Raw genomic sequence first — 24,868 nt, forward strand, 5'->3', positions numbered from 1 at the left:
GCGCGCCCGGCGGCGGCGGGGTGCCTAGGCCGGGTCGAGCCAGCTCTGCTCGCCGAGGCCGGAGATCTCCAGCACCCGACGGACCTGCCGGGACGGGCGAACGGTGAGCCGGCCCGGAAACTCCTGGGCGAGCCGGACCAGGGCGTGGATGGCGGCCGAGTCGAAGAAGGTGACCGCACTCAGGTCGAGAGTGATCTGCCCGGCGGGCTCGCGCAGCGCCGTCTGGAGCATCGTGTCCGCGGTCGCCATGTCGACCTCGCCGGCCACCACGACGTGGAGGTGGTCACCGTCGATCTCGGCGCTGGCGGAGAAGACGGGCGGTGCTCCCCCTTGATCCACGCTGACACCATGGCACAGCCACCCTGGCAGGGCAACAACCTCCGCCGGGCGGCCGTGGCGCGGGTCACCAGCGGCCCCGGCGATAGGCTTGCGGCATGACCGTCCGTCCGCCGCTGACACCAGGCACGCTCTCCCCGATGCGACCGGTGCCACCCCAGATCGCCCGACCCGAGTACGTGGGCAAGGCGCGTCCGCGCGAGTGGCGTGGCTCGCACGTGCAGACGCCGGAAACCATCGAGAAGATGCGGCTCGCCAGCCGGCTCGCCGCCCAGGCGACCCAACTCGCCGGCGAGCACTGCAAGCCCGGCGTGACCACCGACGAGATCGACAAGGTGGTGCACGAGTTCCTCTGCGACCACGGCGCGTACCCGTCGACGCTGGGCTACAAGGGCTTCCCGAAGTCCTGCTGCACCAGCCTCAACGAGGTCATCTGCCATGGCATCCCGGACACCACGGTCCTGACCGACGGCGACATCATCAACGTCGACGTGACCGCGTACATCGGTGGGGTGCACGGTGACACCGACGCCACCTTCTGCGTCGGCGAGGTCAGTGAAGAGGCCCGGCTGCTGGTCGAGCGGACCCATGAGGCGATGATGCGCGGCATCCGCGCCGTCGCCCCTGGGCGCCAGATCAACGTGGTGGGCCGCGTCATCGAGTCGTACGCCAAGCGGTTCGGCTACGGCGTGGTCCGCGACTTCACCGGCCACGGCATCGGCGAAGCCTTCCACAGCGGCCTCTACGTGCCGCACTACGACAGCCCGCGCCCCACGGACATCATGGAGCCCGGCATGACGTTCACCATCGAGCCGATGATCACCCTCGGCACCTACCAGTACGACATGTGGGACGACGGATGGACAGTGGTCACCAAGGACCGGAAGTGGACGGCGCAGTTCGAGCACACCATCGTGGTGACCGACGACGGCCACGAGATTCTGACCCTGCCGTGAGCGCGAGGAACGCAGCGCAGCGGAGTCCCGCAGTCGCGAACGAAGGGCAGGCGCCGTGACCGACACCCCAGCGGCGCTGCGCGAGGCGCACCACGCGGACGTCTCCGGCGGCTGGCTGCGCCCCGCCGTCTTCGGCGCGATGGACGGCCTGGTCACCAACATCGCCCTGATCGCCGGCGTCGGCGGCGGCGGGGTGTCGCCCCGCAGCATCGTGCTCACCGGCAGTGCCGGCCTCGTCGCCGGTGCGATCTCCATGGGCCTCGGCGAATACACCAGCGTGCGCTCCGCCAACGAGCAGGTCGCCGCCGAGGTGGCCAAGGAGCGACGGGAACTGGAACGGCACCCCGAGGCGGAGGCCCGGGAGCTGGCCGACGCGTGGGTGGCCCGGGGCCTGCCCCGGGACCTCGCCACCCAGGTCGCCGAGGCGGTGCGGCGCGACCCGGAGGAGGCGCTGCGGGTGCACGTCCGCGAGGAGCTGGGCGTAGACCCCGACGACCAGCCCAGCCCGTGGGCCGCGGCGATCTCGTCGTTCCTGTTCTTCTCGATCGGCGCGCTGGTCCCGCTGCTGCCGTACCTGCTCGGCGCCACCGAACTGTGGCTGGCGCTCGCCGTCGGCGGGCTCGGGCTGTTCGCCGCCGGTGCCGTGGTGGCCCGCTTCACCCACCGTCCCTGGTGGACCAGTGGGCTGCGCCAGTTGCTGCTGGGCGCCGCGGCGGCCGGCGCCACCTACCTGATCGGCTCGCTGATCGGCGTACCGGGCGGGCTGTGACGCGCCTCAGGTGCTGAGCAGCTCGTCGATCGTGCCGTCGACCGCACGACCACGGGCGGCCAACTCCTCGGCCTGCCGGGCCAGCACCACACCCACCTCGGTCATGTCCGCGCCGGCCAACCCGGTACGCCGCACCGCGTCCCCCGGGTCACGGAAGTAGGTGCGACTCAGCAGACCGTTCACCGTGGCCGCCGCCAGCCGGGCCTCACCGAGCATCAGCAGAGCCTGATCGGTCTCGTACCACTCGGCGAGCCGGGCCGCCCGGGAGTGCGCCGCGCTGCCCCGGTACCACGCCTGGCGGGCCGCGGTGCTGAACTCGGCCGGCCGGGCCCGAGCCAGCCGGCCGAGGTGCTCGTCGCGCAGCGTCCGCAACCAGCCCGTCGGATCGTGCAACGCCTGCGTGGTGACGTACCGGTCGGCGGTCAGCGGCCAGAGCGGGGAGAGCACCCGGGCCTGGGCCAGATAGTCCTCGGCGGCGGCCACCGTCAGATCGACGAGCACCCCGTCCACCCGCCGGGTCGCCGGCGGCGGGCCCGTCCCGGGCCGATAGGTGACCACCAGCATTCCCGCCTCGCGGTCCCCGCCGCCGTCGTCGTCCCCGTGCGCCAGAGGCCCGTGCACCGCGATCGCGAGCGCATCGGCCGGGAACCGCCGTCGGACCGCCTCGGCGACCCGCTCCGCGACCGTCCACCGTCGATCGTCGACGCCCCGGTCGACACCGGCCAGCTCACTCACCGGACCAGCTCTGTTCGCGGCTGCGGGGCTCGCAACCCCGGCTCACGCCTCGCGCTCACGGGACCACCTCGCTCTGGCTACCGAGCGTCAGCCTAGCCAGCCGACGGCGGAGCTTCGGGCGCGCCGCGCCCGGTCGGGGCCAGCCGGAAGATGTGGATCTCCCGGCCACCGGCCCGCTGCACATACGTGTGGTACGCGGGCCACGCGGTGACCAGCAGCTGCCACAACCGGTCCCGTTCGGCGCCGGAGGCCCGCTCGGCCCGCACCGCGACCCGCCGGCCCTTCACGTCCACCTCGGCGGCGGGATCGGCGAGCAGGTTCATCGCCCAGCCGGGGTGGTGGGTCTGCCCCCAGTTGGAGCCGATCACCACGTACGCGTCGCCGTCGGGCACGTAGAGCAGCGGATTGCTCCGGGGCTTGCCGGAGCGGCGGCCCGTCGTGGTGATCACCAGGGAGGGGAGCAGGCCGAGCGCGACCACCCGGCCCCGGGTGAGTCGACCGACCATCCGATCGGCCGGAACCAGCAAGCGCGCGGTGGCGCCGAACCAGCGACGATGACCGACTCGACGGACGACATTCCTGAGCACTGACACGCCGACCAGTCTGCCGGCTGCCCGGCCCCGGCGGCACCCCCGCGCGGTCCCCTTTCGGTCGCCCGGCGGATCGGTCAGTCCAGGCGCCGCTCGATCGGCAGTCGGGACCGGGTGAACAGGCCCGCCCCGAGCATCGCCACCACCGGCACCAGCACCAGGACCCCGAGCGCGGGCCACGGCATCAGAAAGGGGTACGGATCGGATGCCGGCCAGGCACTGGCGTACTGCCGATTCACCGATACCAGCACGATCGCGGCGGTGCCGAGGCCGGCCACGATGCCGAGCACCGAACCGATACCGGCGATGACCCCGGCCTGGCAGATCGCCAGCAGCCGGCGTACCGCTGGGGCCGCGCCGACGGCCGCGAGGGTGGTCAGCTCGGCGCGTCCCTCGGCGGCGGCGAGCGCGGTGGCGATTCCGGCCGCCCCGACGGTGATCAGTCCGGCCGCTGCCGCGAGCAGCAGGAGCAACGGTGAGACGTCGCGGGGGGCGCCGCCGTTCTCCACGCTCAGCGCGAGCGTCCCGAATGGCCGCAGGACGGCGGCGAACCGTGCCTGTTGCTCCTCGTCGGGCGGGGTCGTGGTGCCGATCACCCAGCCGGTCTGAGACCAGCTCAGGCCGAGTTGCCGGGCGGCGGCGGTCGACAGCAGCAGACGGGACGGGCCCGTCGCCCGGGGGAGCGCGTACCCCGGAAGATCGTGGACGGTGATCGGCCGGTCCGGCCCGGCCTCCACCTCGCTGATCCGGACGGTCACCAGGCCGTCGTGCAGGTAGCGCGGGTCGGTCACCACCACGCCGCCGGCGCGCAGCACCGCCGTGGCGGCGGTCGTCGCCGGGTCCACGCCGGTGAGCAGGGGGAGTGCGGTCCCGTCGTCGACTCCGGGCTCCACGTAGCCGCCGAAGTAGTCCGCCTCGCGGATCTCGCAGCGGGGATCGGCGCGGGCCTGCTGGCGCTGCGCCGCGGGAAGTTGAACCCCGGGCTGCCAGGGGCAGGCCCGGGTCGGCGGGAGCACCGGTGCGATGTCGCAGTAGCCGGTGCGCCCCGCCCCGCAGCGCGGTGTCTGCACCGGGGCGACCGCGCCTACCCCGAGTTGATTTCGGGCCGCGTCGGTGATCTGGGCCAGCGTGGGCTGCCCGGCCGGTCCGACCGGGTTGACCATCACGTGGCCGGTCGGCAGCGCCGGCCGGTAGGCGCGCTCGTCGCGGGCGTCGTCGCTGGCCAGGTATCCGCCGAGGGCGACGCTGCTGGCGACGGCGGCCATCACGGCGCAGATGGCCGGTGCCGCGGCGGCCCGGTTGCGGCTGGCATCGCGCAGCGCGATCCGTGGTGCCAGCGGCAACACCCGGCCGAGGCGGGCGAGCACCCCGAGCAGCGTGGGCGTGCAGCAGACCAGGCCCAACTCGCCGAGGATCAGCCCGGTGAGAACCACCGCCGGGGAAGTCCGGGTGGCCCCGAACGCCGCCAGCCCCGCCCCGCCGACCACCAGTGCCAGTCCGAGAGCCAACCACCGGCCCGGGGATTTCGCCGGGGTGCGTCGTCCGGCGAGCCCGGCGCTGACGTCCTGCCGGGCGGCGGTCCAGGCCGGTGCCAGCGCGGCGAGCACCCCGGCCAGCACCGCGACGCCACCGAGCAGGACCAGCGCGCTCGGCCAGCAGCGGTAGCCGCCGAAACGGGCGCTGAAGACGTACTGCTCCATCAGCGGGCGACCGGCGAACGCCGCGGCGACGCCGACCAGCAGGCCGGCGGCGGCCCCCAGCACACCCAACACCACACCGTCGGCCAGCACGACCCGGCGAAGCTGGGCGGCGTCCCCGCCCGCCACCGCGACCAGCGCCAGATCCCGTCGACGGCGACGGACTCCAACGGCGAAGGCCGGCCCGACCAGCAGGACGACCTCCAGCAGCCCGAGGCCGGCGATCAGGACGCCGGTGCTCAGGTCGTTCGGGTTGTCCCCCATGATCGACCCGAGCCGTGTCCGGTCCGCTCCGGTGGCCGAGCCGAGGTGCCGCGCGGTGACCACCACCCCACGGTCGTTGAGCCGGGACACCAGCGCCGCGTCGACGGTGCCCGGCACGTCCGCCAGCCAGACGCTGTCCGGCTCCGGGCCGGTCGATGGCGCGGCCCCCGGGTGCAGCGCCACCACCGGTCCGAGGTCGTCGGGAAACTCGACCACCCCCACCACGGTGTACGCCCTGCTTCCGTCGGCGGCGGCCACGGCGTGGCCCAGGCGCAGATCCAGGCGACGCAGCGCCACCGGACTGACCGCGACCTCACCGGCCTGCTGCGGTGCCCGGCCGGCCCGGAACCGCACCAGCCCGCGGGCCAACGGGTCGGTGAGGTCCAGCACCCGAGCGTTCACCACCTCGTCGCGGTGCGGGCCGCGCAGGGTCAGCGGGACGCGCGGACGCACCTCGGTGACCCGGCTGCCCGGCCCGAGCAGCGCCGTCAGCTGGACCGCGGTGACCTTTGCGGGGAGTTCGCCGTCGCGGGTGTACCAACCCTCACCCCACTCGTCCTGCCCCACCGGGCCGTTGGAGATCCACTGCAGCTGCGCGTCGGCCACCCCGAGCCGACGGTCGAGGCGTTCCTGTGGGGTCAGCTCGGCCATGTCGTAGCTCGCCGCCAGGAAAGCCAGCGCCGCGACCGGCATGGCGATCATCGCGAGCACCAGGGCGGTCCGCCGCCGGGCCCGGCGTGACTCCCGCCGGGCGATCCGCAGGGCCGCCCGCCAGGAGCCGGTCAGCTCGGCCAACCGCCGTCGGCCGACCGGGGCGGGCGGCGCGGCCGGCCGCTGCGTCGCGGTGTCGGCCCGACCGGGGGCCCGCGTCGGACGGCGAATGGTCACCGGTCGCTGCCGGACAGCAACTGCTCGACGCTGCCCAGCGGTGCCGTCGTGTCGACCAGCACTCCGTCGCGGAGGAACACCACCCGGTCGGCCCAGCCGGCGTGCCGCGCCTCGTGGGTCACCAGCACTCCGGCGGCCCCCGCGTCGATCCGGCGGCGCAGCAGGTGCAGCACCGCCTCACCGGTCTGGGAGTCCAACGCCCCGGTGGGCTCGTCGGCGAGGACCAGCCGGCGTTCGCCCACCAGCGCGCGGGCGATCGCCACCCGCTGCTGCTGCCCGCCGGAGAGCTGGTCCGGGAAACGGTCACCCAACGCGGGCAGGCCCACCTCGGTGAGCGCGGCCATGGCCAGTGCGCGGGCCCGACGTCCGCTGGTCCCGTCGAGTTCCAACGGGAGCGCCACGTTCTCCAGCGCGCTCAGACTGCCCAGCAGGTTGAGCTGCTGGAAGATGTAGCCGATCCGACGGCGGCGCAGTTGGGCCAGCCCGCGGCGGTCCAGGGCCCCCAGCGGTTGCCCCTCGACCCGGACCTCGCCGCCGGTCGGACGGTCCAACCCACCGGCGAGAGCCAGCAGGGTCGATTTGCCGGAGCCGGACGGCCCCATCACGGCGACCAATTCGCCGGGCCGGACGACCAGGCTGACGCCGCGCAGCGCGTGCACCGCCGCCGGCCCGGCGCCGTGGGTGCGGTGGACGGCGCGTAGCTCCAGCACCGCGTCGTCCGATCCGCTCACCGTCTTGCCTCCTCGCCGGTCCATCGAGCCGCGTCTCGCGCGTCGGCGTCATCGGGTCGGGGAGCGGGAGGCGCCGGGCCGCTGGGTTGGTGCCGGACCAGACTGGTCTCGCAGTGGTCCAGCCAGCGCACCTCGGCCTCGGCCTGGAACACCATCGAGTCCAGCACGAGGCGCCAGGGAAGGTCCTCCGGCCGGTTGGTGCCGTACTTCAACCGGGTCAACTCCTGAAGGGCCCGCATCGTCGCGCTGCGTTGGGCCTGCACCACCGACCGGACGTCGACCCCGGGGGTGGTCAGCGCCAGTGCCAGCTTGATCGCCAGCTCGTCGCGGGGGCGGTCGGTACGGCTGATCGGGGTGGCGAACCACAGCGCCAGGTCCGCCCGGCCGGCGTCGGTGATCTCGTACGGGCGCTGCCCGGCCTCGCTCTCCGGCAGCGGGCGCACCAGACCGTCCCGTTCCAGCCGGGACAGCGTGGTGTAGACCTGCCCGATGTTCAGTGGCCAGGTCGAGCCGGTCGACTCCTCGAACGCGGCGCGCAGCTGGTAGCCGTACATCTGGCCGCGTTCGAGCAGGGCGAGCAACCCGTGACGGATGGACATGGCAACGGAGTATGCATACCTGGTATGCGCACCGCAACCGGAGTGGACCGGGTTCAGGTGGGTCGACCGGGAAACGGGACAGTCAGTGGGGTCTGCCCGGCCGTCTTCCGCCACCGGGTGGCCCGCACGGCGTACTCGACAAGGGCGGCCAGCGCCTGGTCCCGGTCGGCGCCGGTGGTGGACGCCAGGGCGGCTCGCCAGTGCGCGGCTGTGCGCTCCTCCACCTCTGCGGCGAGCCGCAGGGCGCTGGCCCGGTCGGTGACCGGGAACGGCAGGGCGTACCCGGCGCGGTCCGGCGGGACGACGCCGCCGGCCGTGGTGAGCTGCACCACCAGCGCGTCGCGCCGGCGTCGATGCGCGGCCTCCGCCTGGCGTGCCGCGTCCCGCGCCGCTCCGCTGAGCCGGACACCGATCCGTCCGTAGGCGTAGATGGCCGCGTACTCGGCGGACAGGGCGGCGGCGAGTGCCTCTCCGGCGGACGGCTGCCTCACTTCAGTGCCTCCTGGTGAGTTGCCCGGGCGGCGACGATCGACCCGAGCAGTGCCGCCCGCTCCGCGGGCGCCGCGGCGCAGGCGGCGGTGGCGGACTGCTGGGCGGTCTTCTCCAGCGCCCGTAGGGCGGCGCGCGCGCCGTTCGGATCGGCGGCCGGGGCGGTGGTCGGTGCGGCGGAGGCCGCCGACGGCACTGTCACGCCGATCACCCGGGCCAGCTCGGTGGCGTGCGCGGTGTGCGTCTCGGCGATCGGGTTGAGCCGGTCGGCGAGCTCGGGATGGGCGGTCGCGCTCGCCCGGTACGCGGCGGCCAGCGCGAGTGACTCGTCCACCATCGGCCGCAGCGGATCGGGCGGTGGGGCTGGTTGATCGTCGCGGTCGAAAAGATCACAGCCGGTCAGCGGCGTCACGGCGCCGCCGAGCACCAGCAGCGCCCCGGCACTCAGGAGCTTTCGCCGGGAATGTCCGGATGCTTGGTCGCGCTGCGTCGTTCTGCCGATCCCCACCGGCCAAGTCAACACCATCCGTGCCGGTCCGGGGGTCACCGGCGTCGGTGCGCCGCCCGGTCCGCCGCCGGGCAGGCGCGTTACGCTCTGCGCAACCACCGGCGTGTCCACTCCGGTGGCGTGCCGGCATGGCGGGACGACCGGTCCCCGTCGACCAGGGAGAGGGTGCGGAGATGACGCAGCGTGGCCGTGCCACCAGGCCGACGGGTCGACCCCGCGGTGCTGCGGGCCCGCGCGGCGGTGACCTCGCCGCCCGGCGGGACCGACTGCGGGCCGTGATCGAGCCGGTGGTCAACGACGCCGGCTACGACCTGGAGGACCTGTCGGTTTCCCGGGCCGGCCGCCGGCACGTGGTGCGGGTGATGGTGGACACCGACGGCGGGATCGACCTGGACGCCGTCGCTGACGTCTCCCGCGCGGTCTCGGCCGCACTGGACGCCGCGGAGGAAACCGGTGGCGACATCGTCGCCGGCGAGTACCAGCTGGAAGTCAGCTCGCCCGGCGTCGACCGGCCACTTACCCTGCCCCGCCACTGGCGGCGCAACGTGGGTCGACTGGTCAAGGTCACCGCCCGGGGCGCGGCCGCGCTGCCGGGCCAGCGGGGCGAGCAGCCCGCCGGTGACCGTCAGCTGACCGGCCGGGTGGTCGCGGCCGACGACGAGGGCGTGCACCTGGAGACCGACGACGGCCGCGCCGCCTGGGCGTACGCCCAGCTGGGCCCGGGCCGCGTGCAGGTCGAGTTCACCCGGCTCGCCGAGCTGGGTGAGCCGGACGACGAAGTCGACGACGCGGACGATTCCGACGAGATCGACGATTCAGACGACATCGACGACGAAGATGATGTGGAGGACGAGGAGAGGTGAACATCGACCTCGCGGCGCTGCGCGCACTCGAGCGCGAGCGGGAGATCCCGTTCGACACGATTCTCGCGGCGATCGAGACCGCGTTGCTGACCGCCTACCGGCACACCGACGGGGCCGAACCGCACGCCCGGGTGGAGATCGACCGCAGATCGGGCGCCGCCCTGGTGTACGCGCAGGAGATGGATGCCGACGGCAGCCTGGTGCGGGAGTGGGACGACACCCCGCACGACTTCGGCCGGATCGCCGCCATGACCGCCAAGCAGGTGATCCTCCAGCGGTTGCGGGAGGCCACCGACGAGGTGCACTTCGGCGAGTACGTCGGCCGCGAGGGTGACCTGGTCACCGGCGTGGTGCAGGCGCACGAGACGCGTACCGAGAAGGGCATCGTCAGCGTCGACCTGGGCAAGCTGGAGGGCGTGCTGCCGCAGTCCGAGCAGGTGCCCGGCGAGCGGTACGCGCACGGCGAGCGGGTCCGCTGCGTCGTGGTGCACGTGGCCAAGGGCATGCGCGGGCCGCAGATCACCCTGTCCCGGTCGCACCCGGCTCTGGTCAAGAAGCTCTTCGCCCTGGAGGTGCCGGAGATCGCCGACGGCACCGTCGAGATCGGCGCGATCGCCCGTGAGGCGGGCCATCGCACGAAGATCGCCGTCCGCTCCACAGTGCCCGGGGTGAACGCCAAGGGCGCCTGCATCGGCCCGATGGGTCAGCGGGTGCGTGCCGTGATGAGCGAACTGCACGGTGAGAAGATCGACATCATCGACTGGTCGGACGACCCGGGCACCTTCGTCGGCAACGCGTTGTCGCCGGCCAAGGCGCTGCGGGTCGAGGTGGTCGACCTGGCCAACCGGGCCGCCCGGGTGACCGTTCCCGATTTCCAGCTCTCGCTGGCGATCGGTCGGGAGGGGCAGAATGCCCGACTCGCGGCCCGATTGACCGGTTGGCGGATCGACATTCGGTCCGATGCGGAGCAGGCGGCGCCGGCCGCGCGTGGGGTAACTGATCACGTGCGGGAGCCGGGCGGCGCGATCTCGGGGAGCTAGGGGTAGACTTCCTCCAGTGGTACGACGCGCGCAGCCGGAGCGCACCTGTGTGGGTTGCCGGCAACGTGCGCCGGCCAGCGAATTGCTGCGGATCGTCGCGGTCAGGGACGAGGCTGGTCACAGTCTCCGGCCTGATCCGCGCCGCAGGCTGCCGGGTCGGGGAGCGAACATGCACCCGGATCCGGCCTGCTTCGCGCTGGCGGTGCGGCGCCGCGCCTTCGGGCGTGCGCTGCGCAGCACCGAGGTCCTCGACCACGGTGCGCTGGCGGAGCACGTCGATGCGCCAACCACTACGTCCGGTCAGCCCGACCGGGCGAGGGTCGCTAGCAGGGTAGGACGACCGACATGAGCACACGATGAAGTCCCTGAAATGACCAGGCTTCAAGTGCACGAGTGAGGTCGCTGCGGGTGCTGCCCGCACGACCTCGGAGTGAGGAGTGCAGTGGCAGGCAAGGCCCGCGTACACGAGCTTGCAAAAGAGCTCGGGGTCGAGAGTAAGACCGTTCTCGCCAAGCTGAAGGAAATGGGCGAGTTCGTGAAGTCCGCGTCCAGCACCGTCGAGGCGCCCGTCGCCCGGCGGCTGCGTAACGCATTCGTCGCGTCCGCCGGAGCCCCGGCTCCGGCCGCCCCGTCGGCGCCCGCGTCGACGCCGGCTTCGAACCCGACCCCGACTCCAACCCCGACCCCGGGCGCGCCCCGGGTCTCGGCCAGGCCGATGCCGCCTCGGCGGCCGGCCGCGCCGGCACCCGGTCCGAAGCCCAAGGGGCCGGTTCCCGGTGCCCCGCAGACGGCGACCCCGGTCGCCAAGCCGGCGAGTGCCCACGACATCGAGGTGGCGGCCGCGGAGGCGCGTGCCGCCGCGCTGAAGGCTGAGCAGGAGGCCGCGGTCAAGGCCGCACAGGCCGCCCGCCAGCAGCAGCGGGACAACCCCGTTCGCCGGGAGCCTCCGGCAGACGGCGGTAACCGGCCCGGTCCTCGGCCGGGTCCCGCGGCGATGCCGCCCCGTCCCGGTTCGCCGGCAGCTCGTCCGAGCACGCCGGCTCCCGGTCCGGGTGCCCGGCCGGGCGGTCGTCCGCCGGCGCGCGGTGCCGGTAACAACCCGTTCGGCATCCAGGGTGGCCAGCAGCAGCGGCCCCCGGCCGCCGGTGCGGGTGGCTCTCGGCCCAACAGCCCGGCGGGTATGCCGCCGCGGCCGAGCCCGAACTCCATGCCGCCGCGGCCCAGCCCGGCGTCCATGCCGAGCCAGCGTCCGGCTGCCGGTCGCCCCGGTCCCGGTGGCGCCGGTCGTCCCGGTGGCGGCGCAGGTCGTCCCGGTGGCGGTGGCGGCGGTTTCCGTGGCGGTCCCGGCGGTGGCGCCGGTGGCGGTGGCGGCGGTTACCGCGGCGGCCCTGGTGGCGGCGCGGGTGCCGGCGGTGGCGGTGGCTACCGTGGCGGTCCCGGCGGCGGTGCGGGTGCTCCCGGTGGCGGTTTCCGTCCGGGTGGTCCGGCCGGTGGCGGCGGTCGTCCGGGTGCGGGCGGTCGTGGCCGTGGCGGCGGCGCCGCGGGTGCCTTCGGGCGTCCGGGTGGTCGGCCGACGCGCGGTCGCAAGTCCAAGAAGCAGCGCAGACAGGAGTTCGACAACCTGTCGGCTCCGACCATGAGCTCGGGTGCTCCCCGGGGTCAGGGTCAGATCGTCCGGCTCTCCCGTGGCGCCTCGCTGTCCGACTTCGCGGACAAGATCAACGCCAACCCGGGTTCGCTGGTCCAGGAGATGTTCAACCTGGGCGAGATGGTGACCGCGACCCAGTCGTGTTCTGACGACACCCTGCACCTGCTGGGTGAGCACCTGGGCTTCGACATCCAGATCGTCAGCCCGGAGGACGAGGACCGCGAGCTGCTCGCGCAGTTCAACATCGACCTCGACGCGGAGGTGGCCGAGGAGCGTCTGGTCAGCCGTGCGCCGGTGGTGACCGTCATGGGTCACGTCGACCACGGTAAGACCAAGCTGCTCGACGCCATCCGTAAGGCGAACGTCGTGGCCGGTGAGGCGGGTGGCATCACCCAGCACATCGGTGCCTACCAGGTCCACGTCCCGCACGAGGGCGAGGACCGGGCGGTCACCTTCATCGACACCCCGGGTCACGAGGCGTTCACCGCCATGCGTGCTCGTGGCGCCCAGGTCACGGACATCGTGATCCTGGTCGTCGCGGCCGACGACGGTGTGATGCCGCAGACCATCGAGGCGTTGAACCACGCCAAGGCGGCCGATGTGCCGATCGTGGTCGCGGTCAACAAGGTCGACAAGCCGGACGCCAACCCGGACAAGGTCCGCCAGCAGCTGACCGAGTACGGCCTGGTCGCCGAGGAGTACGGCGGCGAGACCATGTTCGTCAACGTGGCAGCCAAGCCGGGCATCGGCATCGAGGAGCTGCTCGAGGCCGTCCTGCTGACCGCCGACGCGTCGCTGGAGCTGACCGCTCCGATCGACGGGCCGGCGCAGGGTGTGGCCATCGAGGCGCACCTGGACAAGGGCCGCGGTGCGGTGGCGACGGTGCTGGTGCAGAAGGGCACCCTGCGGGCGGGCGACTCGATCGTCGCCGGTGGGGCGCACGGCCGGGTCCGGGCCATGCTCGACGAGAACGGCAACCAGCTCTCCGAGGCTGGGCCGGCGCGTCCGGTCATGGTGCTGGGTCTGACCGCGCCGCCCGGCGCGGGAGACACGTTCCTGGCCGCGGCGGACGACCGCACGGTGCGGCAGATCGCCGAGCAGCGGCAGGCACGGCGGCGGGCGGCGTCCTTCGCCAACTCCCGTGGTCGGGCCACCCTCGAGACGCTCATGGAGCAGCTCAAGGAGGGCGAGAAGACCTCGCTCAACCTCATCCTCAAGGGCGATGTCTCCGGTTCGGTGGAGGCCCTGGAGGACGCGCTGTTCAACCTCGACATCCCCGAGGAGGTCCAGCTCAAGGTCCTCGACCGGGGCGTCGGCGCGATCACCGAGAGCAACGTCATGCTCGCGAGTGCCTCGTCCGAGCCGGTCACGATCATCGGCTTCAACGTGCGGGCCTCGAACAAGGTCCGTGAGATGGCCGACCGCGAGGGCGTGGAGATCCGGTACTACACCGTCATCTACCAGGCCATCGAGGAGATCGAGGCAGCGCTCAAGGGCCTGCTCAAGCCGGAGTACGAGGAGGCCGAGCTGGGCAGCGCGGAGATCCGCGATGTCTTCCGCTCGTCCAAGATCGGCAACATCTCCGGTTGCATCGTCCGGTCGGGCATCATCCGACGCAACGCGAAGGCTCGCCTGCTTCGGGACGGGGCGGTCGTGGCGGACAACCTCACGATCACCTCGCTCAAGCGGTTCAAGGACGACGCCACCGAGGTCCGCGAGGGCTTCGAGTGCGGTCTGACCCTGGGTGGTTACAACAACGTCCAGGTCGGCGACGTCATCGAGACCTTCGAGATGCGGGAGAAGGTTCGCTCCTGATCCGGCAGTGACACGCTGATCAAGGGGTTTACGCCGACTCGGCGTAAACCCCTTGATCATGCGGGGCGGGTTGGCGGTATCGTCCGGGGCGATGTTCACCGGAACCGCGGTCTTCGACCTGCTGCTGCCGGGCGACTCACGGTCGCTCAAGGCCAAGAGATCATATGTACGGCCGATCGTGGCGGCGCTGCGCCGCTTCGAGGTGTCGGCCGCCGAGGTGGGTGCGCTCGACCTGCATGGTCGAGCGCAGCTGGCGGTGGCCGTGGTGGCCGCCGAGACGGCGCACGTCCGCGAGGTGCTCGACTCCTGTGAGCGCCTGGTGGCCAATCGCCCCGAGGTCGAGTTGCTGTCGGTTCGACGCCGGCTCTACGGCGTGGACGACGACTGACCATGGTGCCGGCTGTGCCGGGCGACCGGAGCGGCCCCGAAGGTAGTGTTCGAGATGTTGGCCGGTCGGCCGGCGGCCTGCGGGCCGCCGGTTCGGCCGGAAGCAGGACGCCGTGGAGGTGGCGAGATGTCTGATCCGGCCAAGGTACGCCGGCACGCGGAACGGGTGCGTGAGCTGGTCGCGTCGGTGGTGCGGAGCCAGATCAAGGACCCGCGGCTCGGGATGATCACCATCACTGATGCCCGGATTACCGCTGACCTGCGTGACGCGACGGTCTTCTACACGGTGCTCGGTGACTCGGTGGCCCAGGCGGACACCGCGGCGGCGCTGGAGAGCGCCAAGGGGCTGCTGCGCAGCACGGTCGGCAAGGCCCTCGGGCTGCGCCACTCGCCAACCCTCACGTTCGTCCTCGACGACGTGCAGGACCAGGTCAAGCACATCGACGACCTGCTCGCCGCCGCCCGCAACGCCGACGCCGAGGTGCAGCGGCTCGCCGCCCAGGCGAAGTACGCGGGCGAGGCCCAGCCGTACCGGGTGGACGACGAGGCCGACGAGACGGACGAGGCCGACGAGGCCACCGACGTCAAGGAGACCCCGCGGGGTGGGGAAACGCGGTGACCAGCACCGCCAGCGCCCCGTTCGCCGGGGCAGCAGGGCTCGGCCCCGCCGAGGCGGACTGGGCCGCGGCCGAGGCGTTGGTGCGGGCTCTCCCGCCGACCGCCCGGGTGCTCCTGATCTGCCACATCAATCCGGACGGCGACGCGTTGGGCAGCATGCTCGGCTTCGGTCTGGGCCTGCGGCAGTTCGGCGTACGCGACGTGCAGGCGACCTTTCCCGGGCCGCCGGAGCTGCCGGAACCGTTCCGAGGGCTGCCCGGGCTGGACCTGCTGGTCCCGGCGGACGCCGCCGACCCGGCGCCCGATCTGGTGATCTGCTTCGACGCGGCGAGCGAGTCACGTCTCGGCGAGTTGGCCGGGCGGTTGTCGTCGGCAGGTGCGGCGCTGGTGCTCGACCACCACGCCTCCAACCCCGGTTTCGGCAGTGTCAACCTGGTCGACCCGGGTGCGGCGGCCACGTCGGTCGTGGCCGAACAACTGTTGGCCCGGCTCGGGGTGGTGGTGGATCCGGCCATCGCCGAGTGCCTCTACGTGGCGCTGACCACGGACACCGGCTCGTTCCGGTTCGAGGCCACCACTCCGGAGGTGCATCAGATGGCCGCCCGATTGCTGGCGACCGGCATCTCGCCGGGTGACATCTCCCGGCGGGTCTTCGACACCCGGCCCTTCGGCGCGGTCCGCCTCTTCGGTGAGGTGCTCGGCCGGGCTCGACTGGAGCCGGCCGCCGCCGGAGGTCGGGGCCTGGTCTGGACCTTCGCCACCCTCGATGACCTGGCCCGGCACGACCAGCGGCCGTACGTGCTGGAGGCTCTGATCGACTCCGTGCGCTGCACCGCCGAGGCGGATGTGAGCTGTGTGGTGAAGCAGACCAGGCCCGCCGAGTGGGCGGTGTCGATGCGCAGCAAGGGCGCGGTGGATGTCAGCCGGGTCGCGGTAGCGCTGGGCGGTGGTGGGCACACGTTCGCGGCCGGGTTCACCGGTCGGGGCACTGTCGAGCAGGTGGTCGAGTCGATCCGCGGTCAGCTGGACGCGGCGCTGATCGGCTGACGCGCCCTTCGGTCGCCATCGTTCCGGCGGTCCGGAAGATCAGGGTCAGCTCCGGGGAGTGTTGGTCTTCCCGCGTTCCGTGATACCGGGAAGAATTGCGGGATGGAGCAGCCGCACGACCTCACCGTGGAGGCCCCCCGCGCCTGGGACCGGCCCGCCGTCTCCGTTCCCGTCCTCGTCTGCCTGTCGCTCGTCGGTGGCCGGTTCGCTTCCTTCTCCACCGAGGCGAATCTGTTCACCCTCGGAACGGGCGGGGTGCTGATCTGGCTCGGTCTGAGCAACCGGGTGCCCCGTCGGCCGGCGCCGCGCCGGCTGGGCCCGGGGGCGGCCTGGTGGGCGGTGCCGGTGGTGGTCTTCGGGGTCTTCGAGGGCGTGACCTTCGTGCTGGCTGCCGGCGACGACTTCCCCACCTTCTCCCGGTTGGCCGATCCTCTCCTGGAGGATCAACTGACCCGGTCGGCGGTCTGGTTCGCCTGGTTGTCCGCCTTCTGGGGGCTGGTGCGGCGATGATGCGCGCGCTCGCGATCGGCGGCTTCCTCGCCGCGCTGATCCTCTTCGCGGTGGTCGAGTGGATGGCCCGGCGGGAGGGGTCACGGATCCCCACCCTGGGCGAGGTCTGTGCCTACGTGATGCGCTACGAGGTCGGTCCGGTGCCGGTGGGCCGGATCGGTCTGTTCGGGTTCTGGTGGTGGCTGGGCTGGCACTTCCTGGCTCGCTGAGCTGGGCTGCCGACCGTCCAAATGGCGGGAACCGTAAGCAGTATGTGGACCTGAACGATAACTTGGGAGAAGGCCGGTGCCGCGTAGCGGTGCAGGTCATGGGCGGTGGTGCCACACCCCGTGCCGCCTCCCTCCAGGGTCGGATCGACCCGGGCTCACGCTGCCCAGTCGGCTGCTCCGGTAACCCCGGACCGCCGTGGGGCCTCAGCAGGACCGCCCGTGAGGGCCGCCGCGTGTCGGCGGCTCACGCCCTGGGAAGAGGAGCGCCACCATGCCGAACAAGCCCAAGCCCGAGACCACCACCGACGACGCCCGCGAGCAGGCCCGCCGCGCGCTGCAGACGTCGATGGACACGCGTCAGTGATCCGACCCCTCCGACGGTGATCCCTCAGACCGGTGCGGTCGGGAGGTTCGGCCAGCTCCTGGTTCGCCTTTGGAGCTGAATCGTCTGCGACATCACGACATCGTCTGCGACATCACGAGATCACCTGTGACATCACGACGTGATTCGTCTACGACATCAGCTCCAAAGCGTCCGACCCGACAAGCCGACGCCCCGACTGCCCGCCGGCAGGTGCTGCACGTGGGGGCTGGGACGAGCCTGAGGGGCCACCCGTCGACGGGCGCCACCGGCGAAGGTAAGTAGTCGGTGGGATTGCGATCCTTACCGCAGCCGTGCCAGGATCGGCGGCGATGAACCACGCCACCACCGCTCACCGACCCGCCTCGCCCCGGCGGATCGCCGCGCTCGCGCTGCCGGCCCTCGTGGTGCTCGCCGCCGAGCCGCTCTACGTGCTGGTCGACACCGCGGTGGTCGGTCACCTCGGCCGGGTGCCGCTCGCCGCGCTCGCGGTCGGCGGCACTGTCATGACGCTCACCGCCTGGGTGGGCACCGTGGTCGCCTACGGCACCACCGGCCGCGCGGCCCGCCGCTTCGGCGCGGGTGACCGGGCTGCCGCGGTCGCCGAGGGCGTCCAGTCGTCCTGGTTGGCGTTCGGTGTCGGTCTGCTGATCGCGGTCGGCATGCAGGTCGGCGGTGGCGCGCTCGCGCGTACCCTCGTCGGTGGTGGTGGCGAGGTCGCCGACGCCGCCGCCCAGTGGTTGCGGATCGCGGCCCTCGGCGCTCCCGGCCTGCTCCTCGCCGCCGCCGGCAACGGCTGGCTGCGCGGCGTGCAGGACACTCGCCGCCCCCTGTTCTTCGTGCTCGGCCCCAACCTGCTCTCCGCGCTGCTCTGCCCGCTGCTGGTCTACCCCGGCGGGCTGGGTCTGGTCGGTTCGGCCGTGGCGAACGTCGTCGCGCAGACGCTCTGCGGGGTGCTCTTCGCCGCCGCCCTGGTCGGCGAGCGGGTGTCGCTGCGACCCCAACCCCGCGTGATCCGCCAACAACTGGTGCTCAGCCGCGACCTGCTGATCCGTGGGCTGGCGTTCCAGGCGAGCTTCCTGTCCGCGACCGCCGTCGCCGCCCGCTTCGGCGCCGCCGCCGTCGGCGCCCACCAGATCGCCCTGCAACTCTGGTTCTTCACCGCGCTGGTGCTCGACGCCCTCGCCATCGCCGCGCAGTCCCTGGTCGGTGCCGCGCTCGGCGCCGGCGACGATTCGGGTGCACGGGCGCTCGCCCGGCGGGTCGGGCTGCTCGGCGGCGTCTGCGGCGTGGGCTTCGCGCTGCTCGCCGCCGCCGGCGCGGACGTGGTGCCGTCGTGGTTCAGCTCCGACCAAGGGGTACGCGAGCAGGCCATGGTGGCCTGGCCGTGGTTCGTCGTCATGCTGCCGCTGGCCGGGGTGGTGTTCGCCCTCGACGGGGTGCTGATCGGCGCCGGCGACGTGCGTTACCTGCGCAACCTCACCATCGTGGCGGCGCTCGGTGGCTTCCTGCCGGCCATCTGGCTGGCGTTCGCGTTCAACCTCGGGCTGGGCGGCATCTGGGCCGGGCTCACAGTGTTCGTGGTGATCCGGCTGGTCGCCCTACTGCTGCGACTGCGCAACGGCAGGTGGGCGGTGACCGGCGCGGTCCGCTGACCGGTCGCCGGAGCCCGCCGGTCAGCAGCGCGTGGTGGTCGGCGCGGGCGCGTCGAGGTCGAAGATGGTGCCCGGGTCGCCCGCGGGTATCCGGTCCTGGTGCACATCGGCCACCCAGAACTGCTCCTGCACCCAGCCCTCACGGAGTTGGGCGCAGTCCGCGTTCCAGGTCACGGCCTCCGCCGAGCTGACCCAGAGGCCCCGGGCGGAGGTCGGCACGTCGTCCGGGTGCGGCACCTGCCACACCACCTGGTCGCGTAGCGCCACCACTGTCGCGCCGGCGGGCGCCCGCAGATCCACGTCGAACGGGTACGCCCAGACGAACTCCGTGGAGACCTCCAGCAGTCGGACGCCGTTCTGCATGGTGGCCCGGTAACTGACCCGGCCGTCGGCGCGGACGCCGAACTCCCACTCCGACGGTGACGCCATCCTCGTGGCGTACCGCAGGAAGCTGCCGTTGGTGAAGTCTCCCCGGAGCCGTTCGCGAGCGTCCGGGGCGAGCAGCGCCAGGAACGGCTCCGGATCCCCGGAGAACATCGAGATGTCGACCCGGCTCTCGATCAGTGCCTTGCGCACCGACTCCAGCGCGGTCCGCACCTGGGCCGCGGTGAACGGCCCGGTGCTCTTGGCCGCAGGCATCCGCACGGCCTCCTCGGCTGGCGCGAAGGAGGCCGCCGGCGACCCGGCGAACAGATCCCGTGGTTCGCCGACCCTGCTCACCGGCGGGGTCGGGGTCGGTGTGGGGCTCGCCGAGGCGGACGTACGGACACCATCGGCGACCCGACCGACCAACACCACCCCGCCGACGACCATCAGCAGTGCCATCACCAGCCCGAGGCCGAGCAGCAGGGCCCCGTTGTGCCGGGCCGAGAAGAAGCGGACCCGGTCCCACCCGATGGGCTGGTGCTCGGTCTGCGATGACCGTAGCCAATCCGGTAGCTGCACCGGGTTGACCTGCGCCACCGCGGCGGGCGGCGGTGGCGGGTCGACCGGGTCCGTCGGTGTGGGCTCGCTCGACGACGTGCTGTCCATGGTTCCCCCGTCAGTTTTGGCCGCTGGTGGCCAGCGCGAGCAGATAGTAGGCGCCGGTCACCAGGGCGGCCCCGAGGGCGGCGGCCACATCTGGCAGGCTTGGCCGACGTGAGCACCGATGGTCTGATCGTGGTCGACAAGCCCGGCGGCATGACGTCGCACGACGTGGTGGCGCGCATCCGCCGACTGGCGAAGACCCGGCGGGTCGGGCACGGCGGCACCCTCGACCCGATGGCGACCGGCGTGCTGGTGATCGGCGTCGGACGGGCCACCCGGCTGCTGACCTACGTGATCGGCGCGGGCAAGAGCTACGCCGGCACCATCCGGCTCGGCCAGACCACAGTCACCGACGACGCCGAGGGCGACGTCACCGCCACCGTGCCGGCCGGGCAGGTCACCGACGACGCGATCCGGTCGGCGCTGGCCGGGCTGAGCGGCGAGGTCGACCAGGTGCCGAGCGCGGTCAGCGCCATCAAGATCGACGGGCAGCGGGCATACAAGCGGGTGCGCGACGGGGAGAGCGTCGAGCTGCCGGCGCGGCGGGTCACCATCTCCCGGTTGGAGGTGCTGGCGATCCGCCGCACCGAGCCGGACGTGGTCGACGTGGACGTGGATGTGACCTGCTCCTCCGGCACGTACATCCGGGCCATCGCCCGGGACGCCGGCCTGGCGCTCGGCGTCGGCGGGCACCTCACGGCGCTGCGGCGTACCGCGGTGGGTGGCTTCACCCTCGCCGAGGCGGCGACGCTCGACGAGTTGGAGCAGCGCGCCCCGGACGTGGTGAACCTGCCACTGGACGCGGCGGCCGACCGGTTCTTCGCGCGCCGGGAGGCCACGCCGGACGAGGCCCGGGTGCTCGCCCACGGTGGGCCACTGGACCCGGCCGGCCTCACCGGGCCGTACGCCGTCTTCGGGCCGGCCGGCGGCCTGATCGCTATCGTCAGCGAGCGGGACGGGCGGGCCCGCGCGGAGATCGTGCTCGCACCGGCCTGACAGCGCAGCGCAGGTCCGCCGGCCCGCAGCCGGCGGTGTCGACCCGCCGGCCGGCGGGACAGCAGAGAGGAACGGCATGCAGCGGTGGCGGGGCTACGACGCGGCGCCCGGCGGGTGGGGACGCTCGGTGGTCACCATCGGCGTCTTCGACGGCGTGCACAAGGGGCACCAGGCGACGATCGGGCACGCCGTGGCCCGGGCCCGCGAGTTGGGCGTGCAGTCGGTGGTGGTCACCTTCGACCCGCACCCGGCCGAGGTGGTCCGCCCCGGTTCGCACCCGGCGGTGCTCACCGAGCCGGCCCGTAAGGCCGAACTGATCGAGGCGCTCGGCGTGGACGTGCTCTGCGTGGTCCCGTTCACCCCGGAGTTCTCCCGGGTGCCGGCCGAGCAGTTCGTGCACGACGTCCTTGTCGAGCACCTGCACGCGGCGTTGGTGGTGGTCGGCAGCAACTTCCGCTTCGGGCACCGGGCCGCCGGCGACGTGGCGTTGTTGGAACGGCTGGGTCAGACGTTCGGCTTCGGCGTGGAGGGCGCCCCGCTGGTCGCCGAGGCCGGCACCGTCTTCTCCTCCACGTACATCCGGTCCTGTGTCGACGCGGGTGACGTGGGCGCGGCGGCCGCCGCGCTGGGCCGCCCACACCGGGTGGAGGGCGTCGTGGTCCGCGGCGACCAGCGGGGCCGGGAGCTGGGCTTCCCCACCGCCAACCTGCTCTGCCACCGGTACGCGGCAGTGCCCGCCGACGGCGTGTACGCGGCCCGGCTGATCCGCCGCGGTCAGCACGAGCCGCTGCTGGCGGCGGTGTCCGTGGGCACCAACCCGACCTTCTCCGGCCGGGAGCGGCGGGTGGAGGCGTACGCGCTGGACTTCTCCGGCGACCTGTACGGCGAGCGGCTCGCCCTGGACTTCGTGGCGCACCTGCGTGGTCAGATCCGGTACGACTCGATCGAGCCGTTGATCGCCCAGATGAATCAGGACGTCGAGCGCACCCGACGCGTACTGGGCTGATCGTGGAGAGGTGGCGGGCCGCCACCGAGGCCCTTCGCCGGGTGTTACCGGCGAGTGCTGGTAGTCTTGCCGGGACGTCGGGTGACCGGCGTGGGGCCTCGCGTGCCTGCTCGACGCCGCGGGTGCGAGGTACCGGTCCGTTCCCGGTCCATCGGGACGACGGACACCCACTTGATCAACCCATCGAAACAGGGAGAACATGGCGCTCGATCAGGAAGCCAAGGCCAGCATCCGCGCGGAGTACGCGACCGCCGAGGGCGACACCGGTTCGCCGGAGGTCCAGGTCGCGGTCCTCACCAAGCGGATCGCCGAGCTGACCGAGCACCTGAAGGTGCACAAGCACGACCACCACAGCCGCCGTGGGCTGCTGCTGCTGGTCGGCCGGCGCCGTCGGTTGCTCAACTACGTCCAGAAGAAGGACATTGCCCGCTACCGGTCGCTCATCGAGCGGCTCGGTCTGCGCCGGTGACGTGACGGGGGAGTGGCCGGACGGCCGCTCCCCCGTACCGCGTCCCACCTGAAGAAACACGGGCCGCGCGACCACCCGAGAGGGAGCCGGTCAGCGTACCGGTCTCCGGTAGTGGCCCCCGGGAACCCCGGCATCATGCCGGCCACCCGGGCGCTTCGATCGAAGACCGGCCGGCTGAGCAGCTCCCCGATGTCGTGGGCCCACGACGCGAAGGAGCACGACAGCACATGACCGAGACCAAACTCGGCACCGAATCCCGCACCGCCGTGATCGACAACGGGTCCTTCGGCACCCGCGAGATCACCTTCTCCACCGGTCGGCTGGCTCGCCAGGCCGCCGGTTCCGTCATCGCCCAGCTGGGCGAGACGGTCGTTCTCTCCGCCACGACCGCCGGTAAGCACCCGAAGGAGCAGTTCGACTTCTTCCCGCTGACCGTCGACGTCGAGGAGCGGATGTACGCCGCGGGCCGCATCCCCGGCTCGTTCTTCCGCCGTGAGGGTCGGCCCAGCGAGGACGCGATCCTCACCTGCCGGCTGATCGACCGGCCGCTGCGCCCGTCCTTCGTCAAGGGCCTGCGCAACGAGGTCCAGGTCGTCGAGACCATCCTCGCGCTCGACCCGCAGCACCCGTACGACGTCGTGGCGATCAACGCTGCCTCGATGTCGACCAAGCTCTCCGGCCTGCCGTTCTCCGGCCCGATCGGGGCGACCCGCGTCGCCCACATCGACGGCCAGTGGGTCGCCTTCCCGACCCTGGAGGAGCTGGCTCGCGCCACCTTCGACATGGTCGTGGCCGGCCGCACGCTCGAGGACGGCGACGTCGCGATCATGATGGTCGAGGCCGAGGCCACCCCGAACGCCGTCGCCCTCATCACGGCCGGTGCCACCGCCCCGACCGAGGAGGTCGTCGCCAGCGGCCTGGAGGCCGCGAAGCCGGCGATCCGTGAGCTGTGCCGCGCGCAGAGCGAGCTGGCCGAGGTCGCCGCGAAGCCGGTCACCGAGTTCCCGGTCTTCCTGGACTACCAGGACGACGTGTACGACGCCGTCTCCGAGCTGGCCCGCGGCGACGTGGCCGAGGCGATCACCATCGCCGGCAAGGCCGACCGCGAGGAGGCCCTGGACCGGGTCAAGGCCCGGGTCGCCGAGGAGCTGGGCGCACGGTTCGAGGGTCGCGAGAAGGAGCTCAGCGCTGCCTTCCGGTCGCTGACCAAGTCCGAGGTGCGCAACCGCGTGCTGCGCGAGCAGGTCCGCATGGACGGGCGTGGCCCGCGCGACATCCGGGCGCTGACCGCCGAGGTCGGCGTGCTGCCCCGGGTGCACGGTTCGGCGCTGTTCGAGCGGGGCGAGACCCAGATCCTGGGCGTCACCACGCTGAACATGCTCCGCATGGAGCAGATGGTGGACACGCTGTCCCCCGAGAACCGCAAGCGCTACATGCACAACTACAACTTCCCGCCGTACTCGACCGGTGAGACCGGCCGGGTCGGCTCGCCGAAGCGTCGCGAGATCGGCCACGGCGCCCTCGCCGAGCGCGCGCTGATCCCGGTGCTGCCGTCGCGCGAGGAGTTCCCGTACGCCATCCGGCAGGTGTCGGAGGCGCTCGGCTCCAACGGCTCCACCTCGATGGGTTCGGTCTGCGCCTCGACGCTGGGTCTGCTCTCCGCGGGTGTCCCGCTGAAGGCGCCGGTCGCCGGCATCGCGATGGGGCTCATCTCCGACGAGGTGGACGGCAAGACCCAGTACGTGACGCTGACCGACATCCTCGGTGCCGAGGACGCGTTCGGTGACATGGACTTCAAGGTCGCCGGCACGCCGGAGTTCGTCACCGCGCTCCAGCTCGACACCAAGCTCAACGGCATCCCGTCGGACGTGCTGGCCGCCGCGTTGCAGCAGGCGAACGAGGCCCGGCAGATCATCCTCGGAGTCATGAAGGCGGCGATCGAGGCTCCGGCCGAGATGTCCGACTACGCGCCGCGGGTCACCACCGTCAAGATCCCGGTGGACAAGATCGGCATGGTGATCGGCCCGAAGGGGCAGACCATCAACGCGATCCAGGACGAGACCGGCGCCGAGATCTCCATCGAGGACGACGGCACGATCTACGTCGGCGCCACCAACGGCCCGTCGGCCCAGGCGGCCGTCGACCGGATCAACGGCATCGCCAACCCGACGCTGCCGAAGCAGGGCGAGCGGTTCCTCGGCACGGTGGTCAAGACCGCCGCGTTCGGCGCGTTCATCTCGCTCCTGCCGGGCCGTGACGGCCTGCTGCACATCTCCAAGGTGGGCGACGGCAAGCGGGTCGAGCGTGTTGAGGACTTCCTCAACGTCGGTGACCGGGTCGAGGTCGAGATTGCGGACATCGACGCCCGCGGCAAGATCTACCTCGACAAGGTCCGCCCGGAGGGCACCGAGGCTCCGGCCGCCGGTGAGGCCGCCGCTGGCGACCGGCCGGCTGGTCGGGACCGTGGCGACCGGGCTCCGCGTGACCGCGGCGACCGTGAGCGTGGCGGCGACCGTGGCGGGCGTGGCCCGGAGCGCGGCGGCGAGGGCGGCAACGGCGGCGGCGAGGGTGGCGAGGGCGGCGAGCGTCCGCGCCGTCGGACCCGGCACAGCTGACCGTCGTACAACGCATCACCCACCCCTCGTCGAAGCGG

General features: G+C 72.6%; 25 protein-coding genes. 16 read left to right on the forward strand and 9 right to left on the reverse strand.

What is annotated here, in order from left to right:
• Positions 1 to 24: 24 nt before the first annotated feature.
• Entirely contained in the window at positions 25 to 339 is a 315-nt protein-coding gene (locus ACFYP0_RS24090) for an STAS domain-containing protein (RefSeq protein WP_208741077.1), read from the reverse strand.
• Between the two features lie 95 nt (positions 340 to 434).
• On the opposite strand from ACFYP0_RS24090, the gene map reads away from it, so the two are divergent.
• Both map and ACFYP0_RS24100 read left to right on the forward strand, forming a co-directional pair.
• On the forward strand, positions 435 to 1,292 hold the full coding sequence (map, locus tag ACFYP0_RS24095) for a type I methionyl aminopeptidase (RefSeq protein WP_112586528.1): 858 nt from the start codon (positions 435 to 437) through the stop codon (positions 1,290 to 1,292).
• 55 nt (positions 1,293 to 1,347) lie between these two features.
• Positions 1,348 to 2,061 carry a VIT1/CCC1 transporter family protein gene (locus tag ACFYP0_RS24100; RefSeq protein WP_091400358.1) on the forward strand — a complete coding sequence of 238 codons (714 nt, stop codon included), beginning with the start codon at positions 1,348 to 1,350 and terminating at the stop codon, positions 2,059 to 2,061.
• A 6-nt stretch (positions 2,062 to 2,067) separates the two neighbouring features.
• Here ACFYP0_RS24100 and ACFYP0_RS24105 read toward each other — a convergent pair whose 3' ends face one another.
• The 7 genes from ACFYP0_RS24105 to ACFYP0_RS24135 all read right to left on the reverse strand — a co-directional run bounded on the left by ACFYP0_RS24105 (position 2,068) and on the right by ACFYP0_RS24135 (position 8,580).
• Complete coding sequence (locus tag ACFYP0_RS24105) at positions 2,068 to 2,796, reverse strand: nucleotidyltransferase domain-containing protein (protein WP_112601981.1); 729 nt, start codon at positions 2,794 to 2,796, stop codon at positions 2,068 to 2,070.
• 92 nt (positions 2,797 to 2,888) lie between these two features.
• Complete coding sequence (locus tag ACFYP0_RS24110) at positions 2,889 to 3,389, reverse strand: nitroreductase/quinone reductase family protein (protein WP_124856462.1); 501 nt, start codon at positions 3,387 to 3,389, stop codon at positions 2,889 to 2,891.
• 74 nt (positions 3,390 to 3,463) lie between these two features.
• Positions 3,464 to 6,235, reverse strand: a complete 2,772-nt coding sequence (locus ACFYP0_RS24115) for an FtsX-like permease family protein (protein ID WP_244218929.1) — start codon at positions 6,233 to 6,235, stop codon at positions 3,464 to 3,466.
• Entirely contained in the window at positions 6,232 to 6,966 is a 735-nt protein-coding gene (locus tag ACFYP0_RS24120; RefSeq protein ID WP_225855205.1) for an ABC transporter ATP-binding protein, read from the reverse strand. Before ACFYP0_RS24120 ends, ACFYP0_RS24115 begins: the two co-directional genes overlap by 4 nt.
• A complete protein-coding gene (locus ACFYP0_RS24125; RefSeq protein ID WP_124856466.1) occupies positions 6,963 to 7,565 on the reverse strand; it encodes a PadR family transcriptional regulator in 603 nt (200 codons plus the stop codon). The genes ACFYP0_RS24120 and ACFYP0_RS24125 overlap by 4 nt, the downstream gene beginning before the upstream one ends.
• A 53-nt stretch (positions 7,566 to 7,618) precedes the next feature.
• Positions 7,619 to 8,056: a ferritin-like domain-containing protein gene (locus ACFYP0_RS24130; protein ID WP_124856468.1), complete on the reverse strand. Its 438-nt coding sequence runs from the start codon at positions 8,054 to 8,056 to the stop codon at positions 7,619 to 7,621.
• On the reverse strand, positions 8,053 to 8,580 hold the full coding sequence (locus ACFYP0_RS24135) for a hypothetical protein (RefSeq protein ID WP_244218930.1): 528 nt from the start codon (positions 8,578 to 8,580) through the stop codon (positions 8,053 to 8,055). Before ACFYP0_RS24135 ends, ACFYP0_RS24130 begins: the two co-directional genes overlap by 4 nt.
• Before the next feature lie 155 nt (positions 8,581 to 8,735).
• Here ACFYP0_RS24135 and rimP point away from each other — a divergent pair, with 155 nt between their 5' ends.
• The 10 genes from rimP (at position 8,736) to ACFYP0_RS24185 (ending at position 18,715) form a co-directional block, all read left to right on the forward strand.
• Complete coding sequence (gene rimP / locus ACFYP0_RS24140; protein ID WP_124856472.1) at positions 8,736 to 9,425, forward strand: ribosome maturation factor RimP; 690 nt, start codon at positions 8,736 to 8,738, stop codon at positions 9,423 to 9,425.
• The gene (gene nusA, locus ACFYP0_RS24145) at positions 9,422 to 10,465 is read left to right on the forward strand and encodes a transcription termination factor NusA (RefSeq protein WP_124856474.1); all 1,044 of its coding nucleotides are present in this window, start codon (positions 9,422 to 9,424) and stop codon (positions 10,463 to 10,465) included. Before rimP ends, nusA begins: the two co-directional genes overlap by 4 nt.
• A 16-nt stretch (positions 10,466 to 10,481) precedes the next feature.
• On the forward strand, positions 10,482 to 10,814 hold the full coding sequence (locus tag ACFYP0_RS24150; RefSeq protein ID WP_112624296.1) for a YlxR family protein: 333 nt from the start codon (positions 10,482 to 10,484) through the stop codon (positions 10,812 to 10,814).
• Between the two features lie 93 nt (positions 10,815 to 10,907).
• Positions 10,908 to 13,928 carry a translation initiation factor IF-2 gene (gene infB, locus ACFYP0_RS24155; RefSeq protein WP_124856476.1) on the forward strand — a complete coding sequence of 1,007 codons (3,021 nt, stop codon included), beginning with the start codon at positions 10,908 to 10,910 and terminating at the stop codon, positions 13,926 to 13,928.
• 91 nt (positions 13,929 to 14,019) lie between these two features.
• Positions 14,020 to 14,316 carry a DUF503 domain-containing protein gene (locus ACFYP0_RS24160; RefSeq protein WP_091400377.1) on the forward strand — a complete coding sequence of 99 codons (297 nt, stop codon included), beginning with the start codon at positions 14,020 to 14,022 and terminating at the stop codon, positions 14,314 to 14,316.
• A 126-nt stretch (positions 14,317 to 14,442) separates the two neighbouring features.
• Positions 14,443 to 14,934, forward strand: a complete 492-nt coding sequence (gene rbfA, locus ACFYP0_RS24165; RefSeq protein ID WP_356976917.1) for a 30S ribosome-binding factor RbfA — start codon at positions 14,443 to 14,445, stop codon at positions 14,932 to 14,934.
• Complete coding sequence (locus tag ACFYP0_RS24170) at positions 14,931 to 15,980, forward strand: DHH family phosphoesterase (protein WP_356976919.1); 1,050 nt, start codon at positions 14,931 to 14,933, stop codon at positions 15,978 to 15,980. The genes rbfA and ACFYP0_RS24170 overlap by 4 nt, the downstream gene beginning before the upstream one ends.
• Before the next feature lie 102 nt (positions 15,981 to 16,082).
• A complete protein-coding gene (locus ACFYP0_RS24175; protein WP_124856480.1) occupies positions 16,083 to 16,490 on the forward strand; it encodes a hypothetical protein in 408 nt (135 codons plus the stop codon).
• Positions 16,490 to 16,699, forward strand: coding sequence for a DUF6186 family protein (locus ACFYP0_RS24180; protein ID WP_208741081.1), 210 nt, complete (start codon positions 16,490 to 16,492; stop codon positions 16,697 to 16,699). The genes ACFYP0_RS24175 and ACFYP0_RS24180 overlap by 1 nt, the downstream gene beginning before the upstream one ends.
• A gap of 693 nt (positions 16,700 to 17,392) precedes the next feature.
• Positions 17,393 to 18,715 (forward strand): MATE family efflux transporter, encoded by a 1,323-nt coding sequence (locus ACFYP0_RS24185; RefSeq protein WP_386997657.1) that lies wholly within the window; start codon positions 17,393 to 17,395, stop codon positions 18,713 to 18,715.
• 21 nt (positions 18,716 to 18,736) lie between these two features.
• On the opposite strand, the gene ACFYP0_RS24190 is transcribed toward ACFYP0_RS24185, so the two are convergent.
• Positions 18,737 to 19,747, reverse strand: a complete 1,011-nt coding sequence (locus tag ACFYP0_RS24190) for a hypothetical protein (RefSeq protein ID WP_386997659.1) — start codon at positions 19,745 to 19,747, stop codon at positions 18,737 to 18,739.
• A 108-nt stretch (positions 19,748 to 19,855) separates the two neighbouring features.
• Between ACFYP0_RS24190 and truB the strand changes: the two genes are divergently transcribed.
• The 4 genes from truB (at position 19,856) to ACFYP0_RS24210 (ending at position 24,830) form a co-directional block, all read left to right on the forward strand.
• On the forward strand, positions 19,856 to 20,740 hold the full coding sequence (gene truB, locus ACFYP0_RS24195; RefSeq protein ID WP_210815812.1) for a tRNA pseudouridine(55) synthase TruB: 885 nt from the start codon (positions 19,856 to 19,858) through the stop codon (positions 20,738 to 20,740).
• A gap of 76 nt (positions 20,741 to 20,816) precedes the next feature.
• Positions 20,817 to 21,746: a bifunctional riboflavin kinase/FAD synthetase gene (locus tag ACFYP0_RS24200; RefSeq protein ID WP_355500501.1), complete on the forward strand. Its 930-nt coding sequence runs from the start codon at positions 20,817 to 20,819 to the stop codon at positions 21,744 to 21,746.
• 199 nt (positions 21,747 to 21,945) lie between these two features.
• Complete coding sequence (gene rpsO, locus ACFYP0_RS24205) at positions 21,946 to 22,215, forward strand: 30S ribosomal protein S15 (protein WP_030337594.1); 270 nt, start codon at positions 21,946 to 21,948, stop codon at positions 22,213 to 22,215.
• A gap of 227 nt (positions 22,216 to 22,442) precedes the next feature.
• A complete protein-coding gene (locus ACFYP0_RS24210; protein ID WP_355500498.1) occupies positions 22,443 to 24,830 on the forward strand; it encodes a polyribonucleotide nucleotidyltransferase in 2,388 nt (795 codons plus the stop codon).
• Positions 24,831 to 24,868 lie beyond the last annotated feature (38 nt).

The organism is Micromonospora arida (assembly GCF_042873195.1).
GTDB lineage: Bacteria > Actinomycetota > Actinomycetes > Mycobacteriales > Micromonosporaceae > Micromonospora > Micromonospora arida.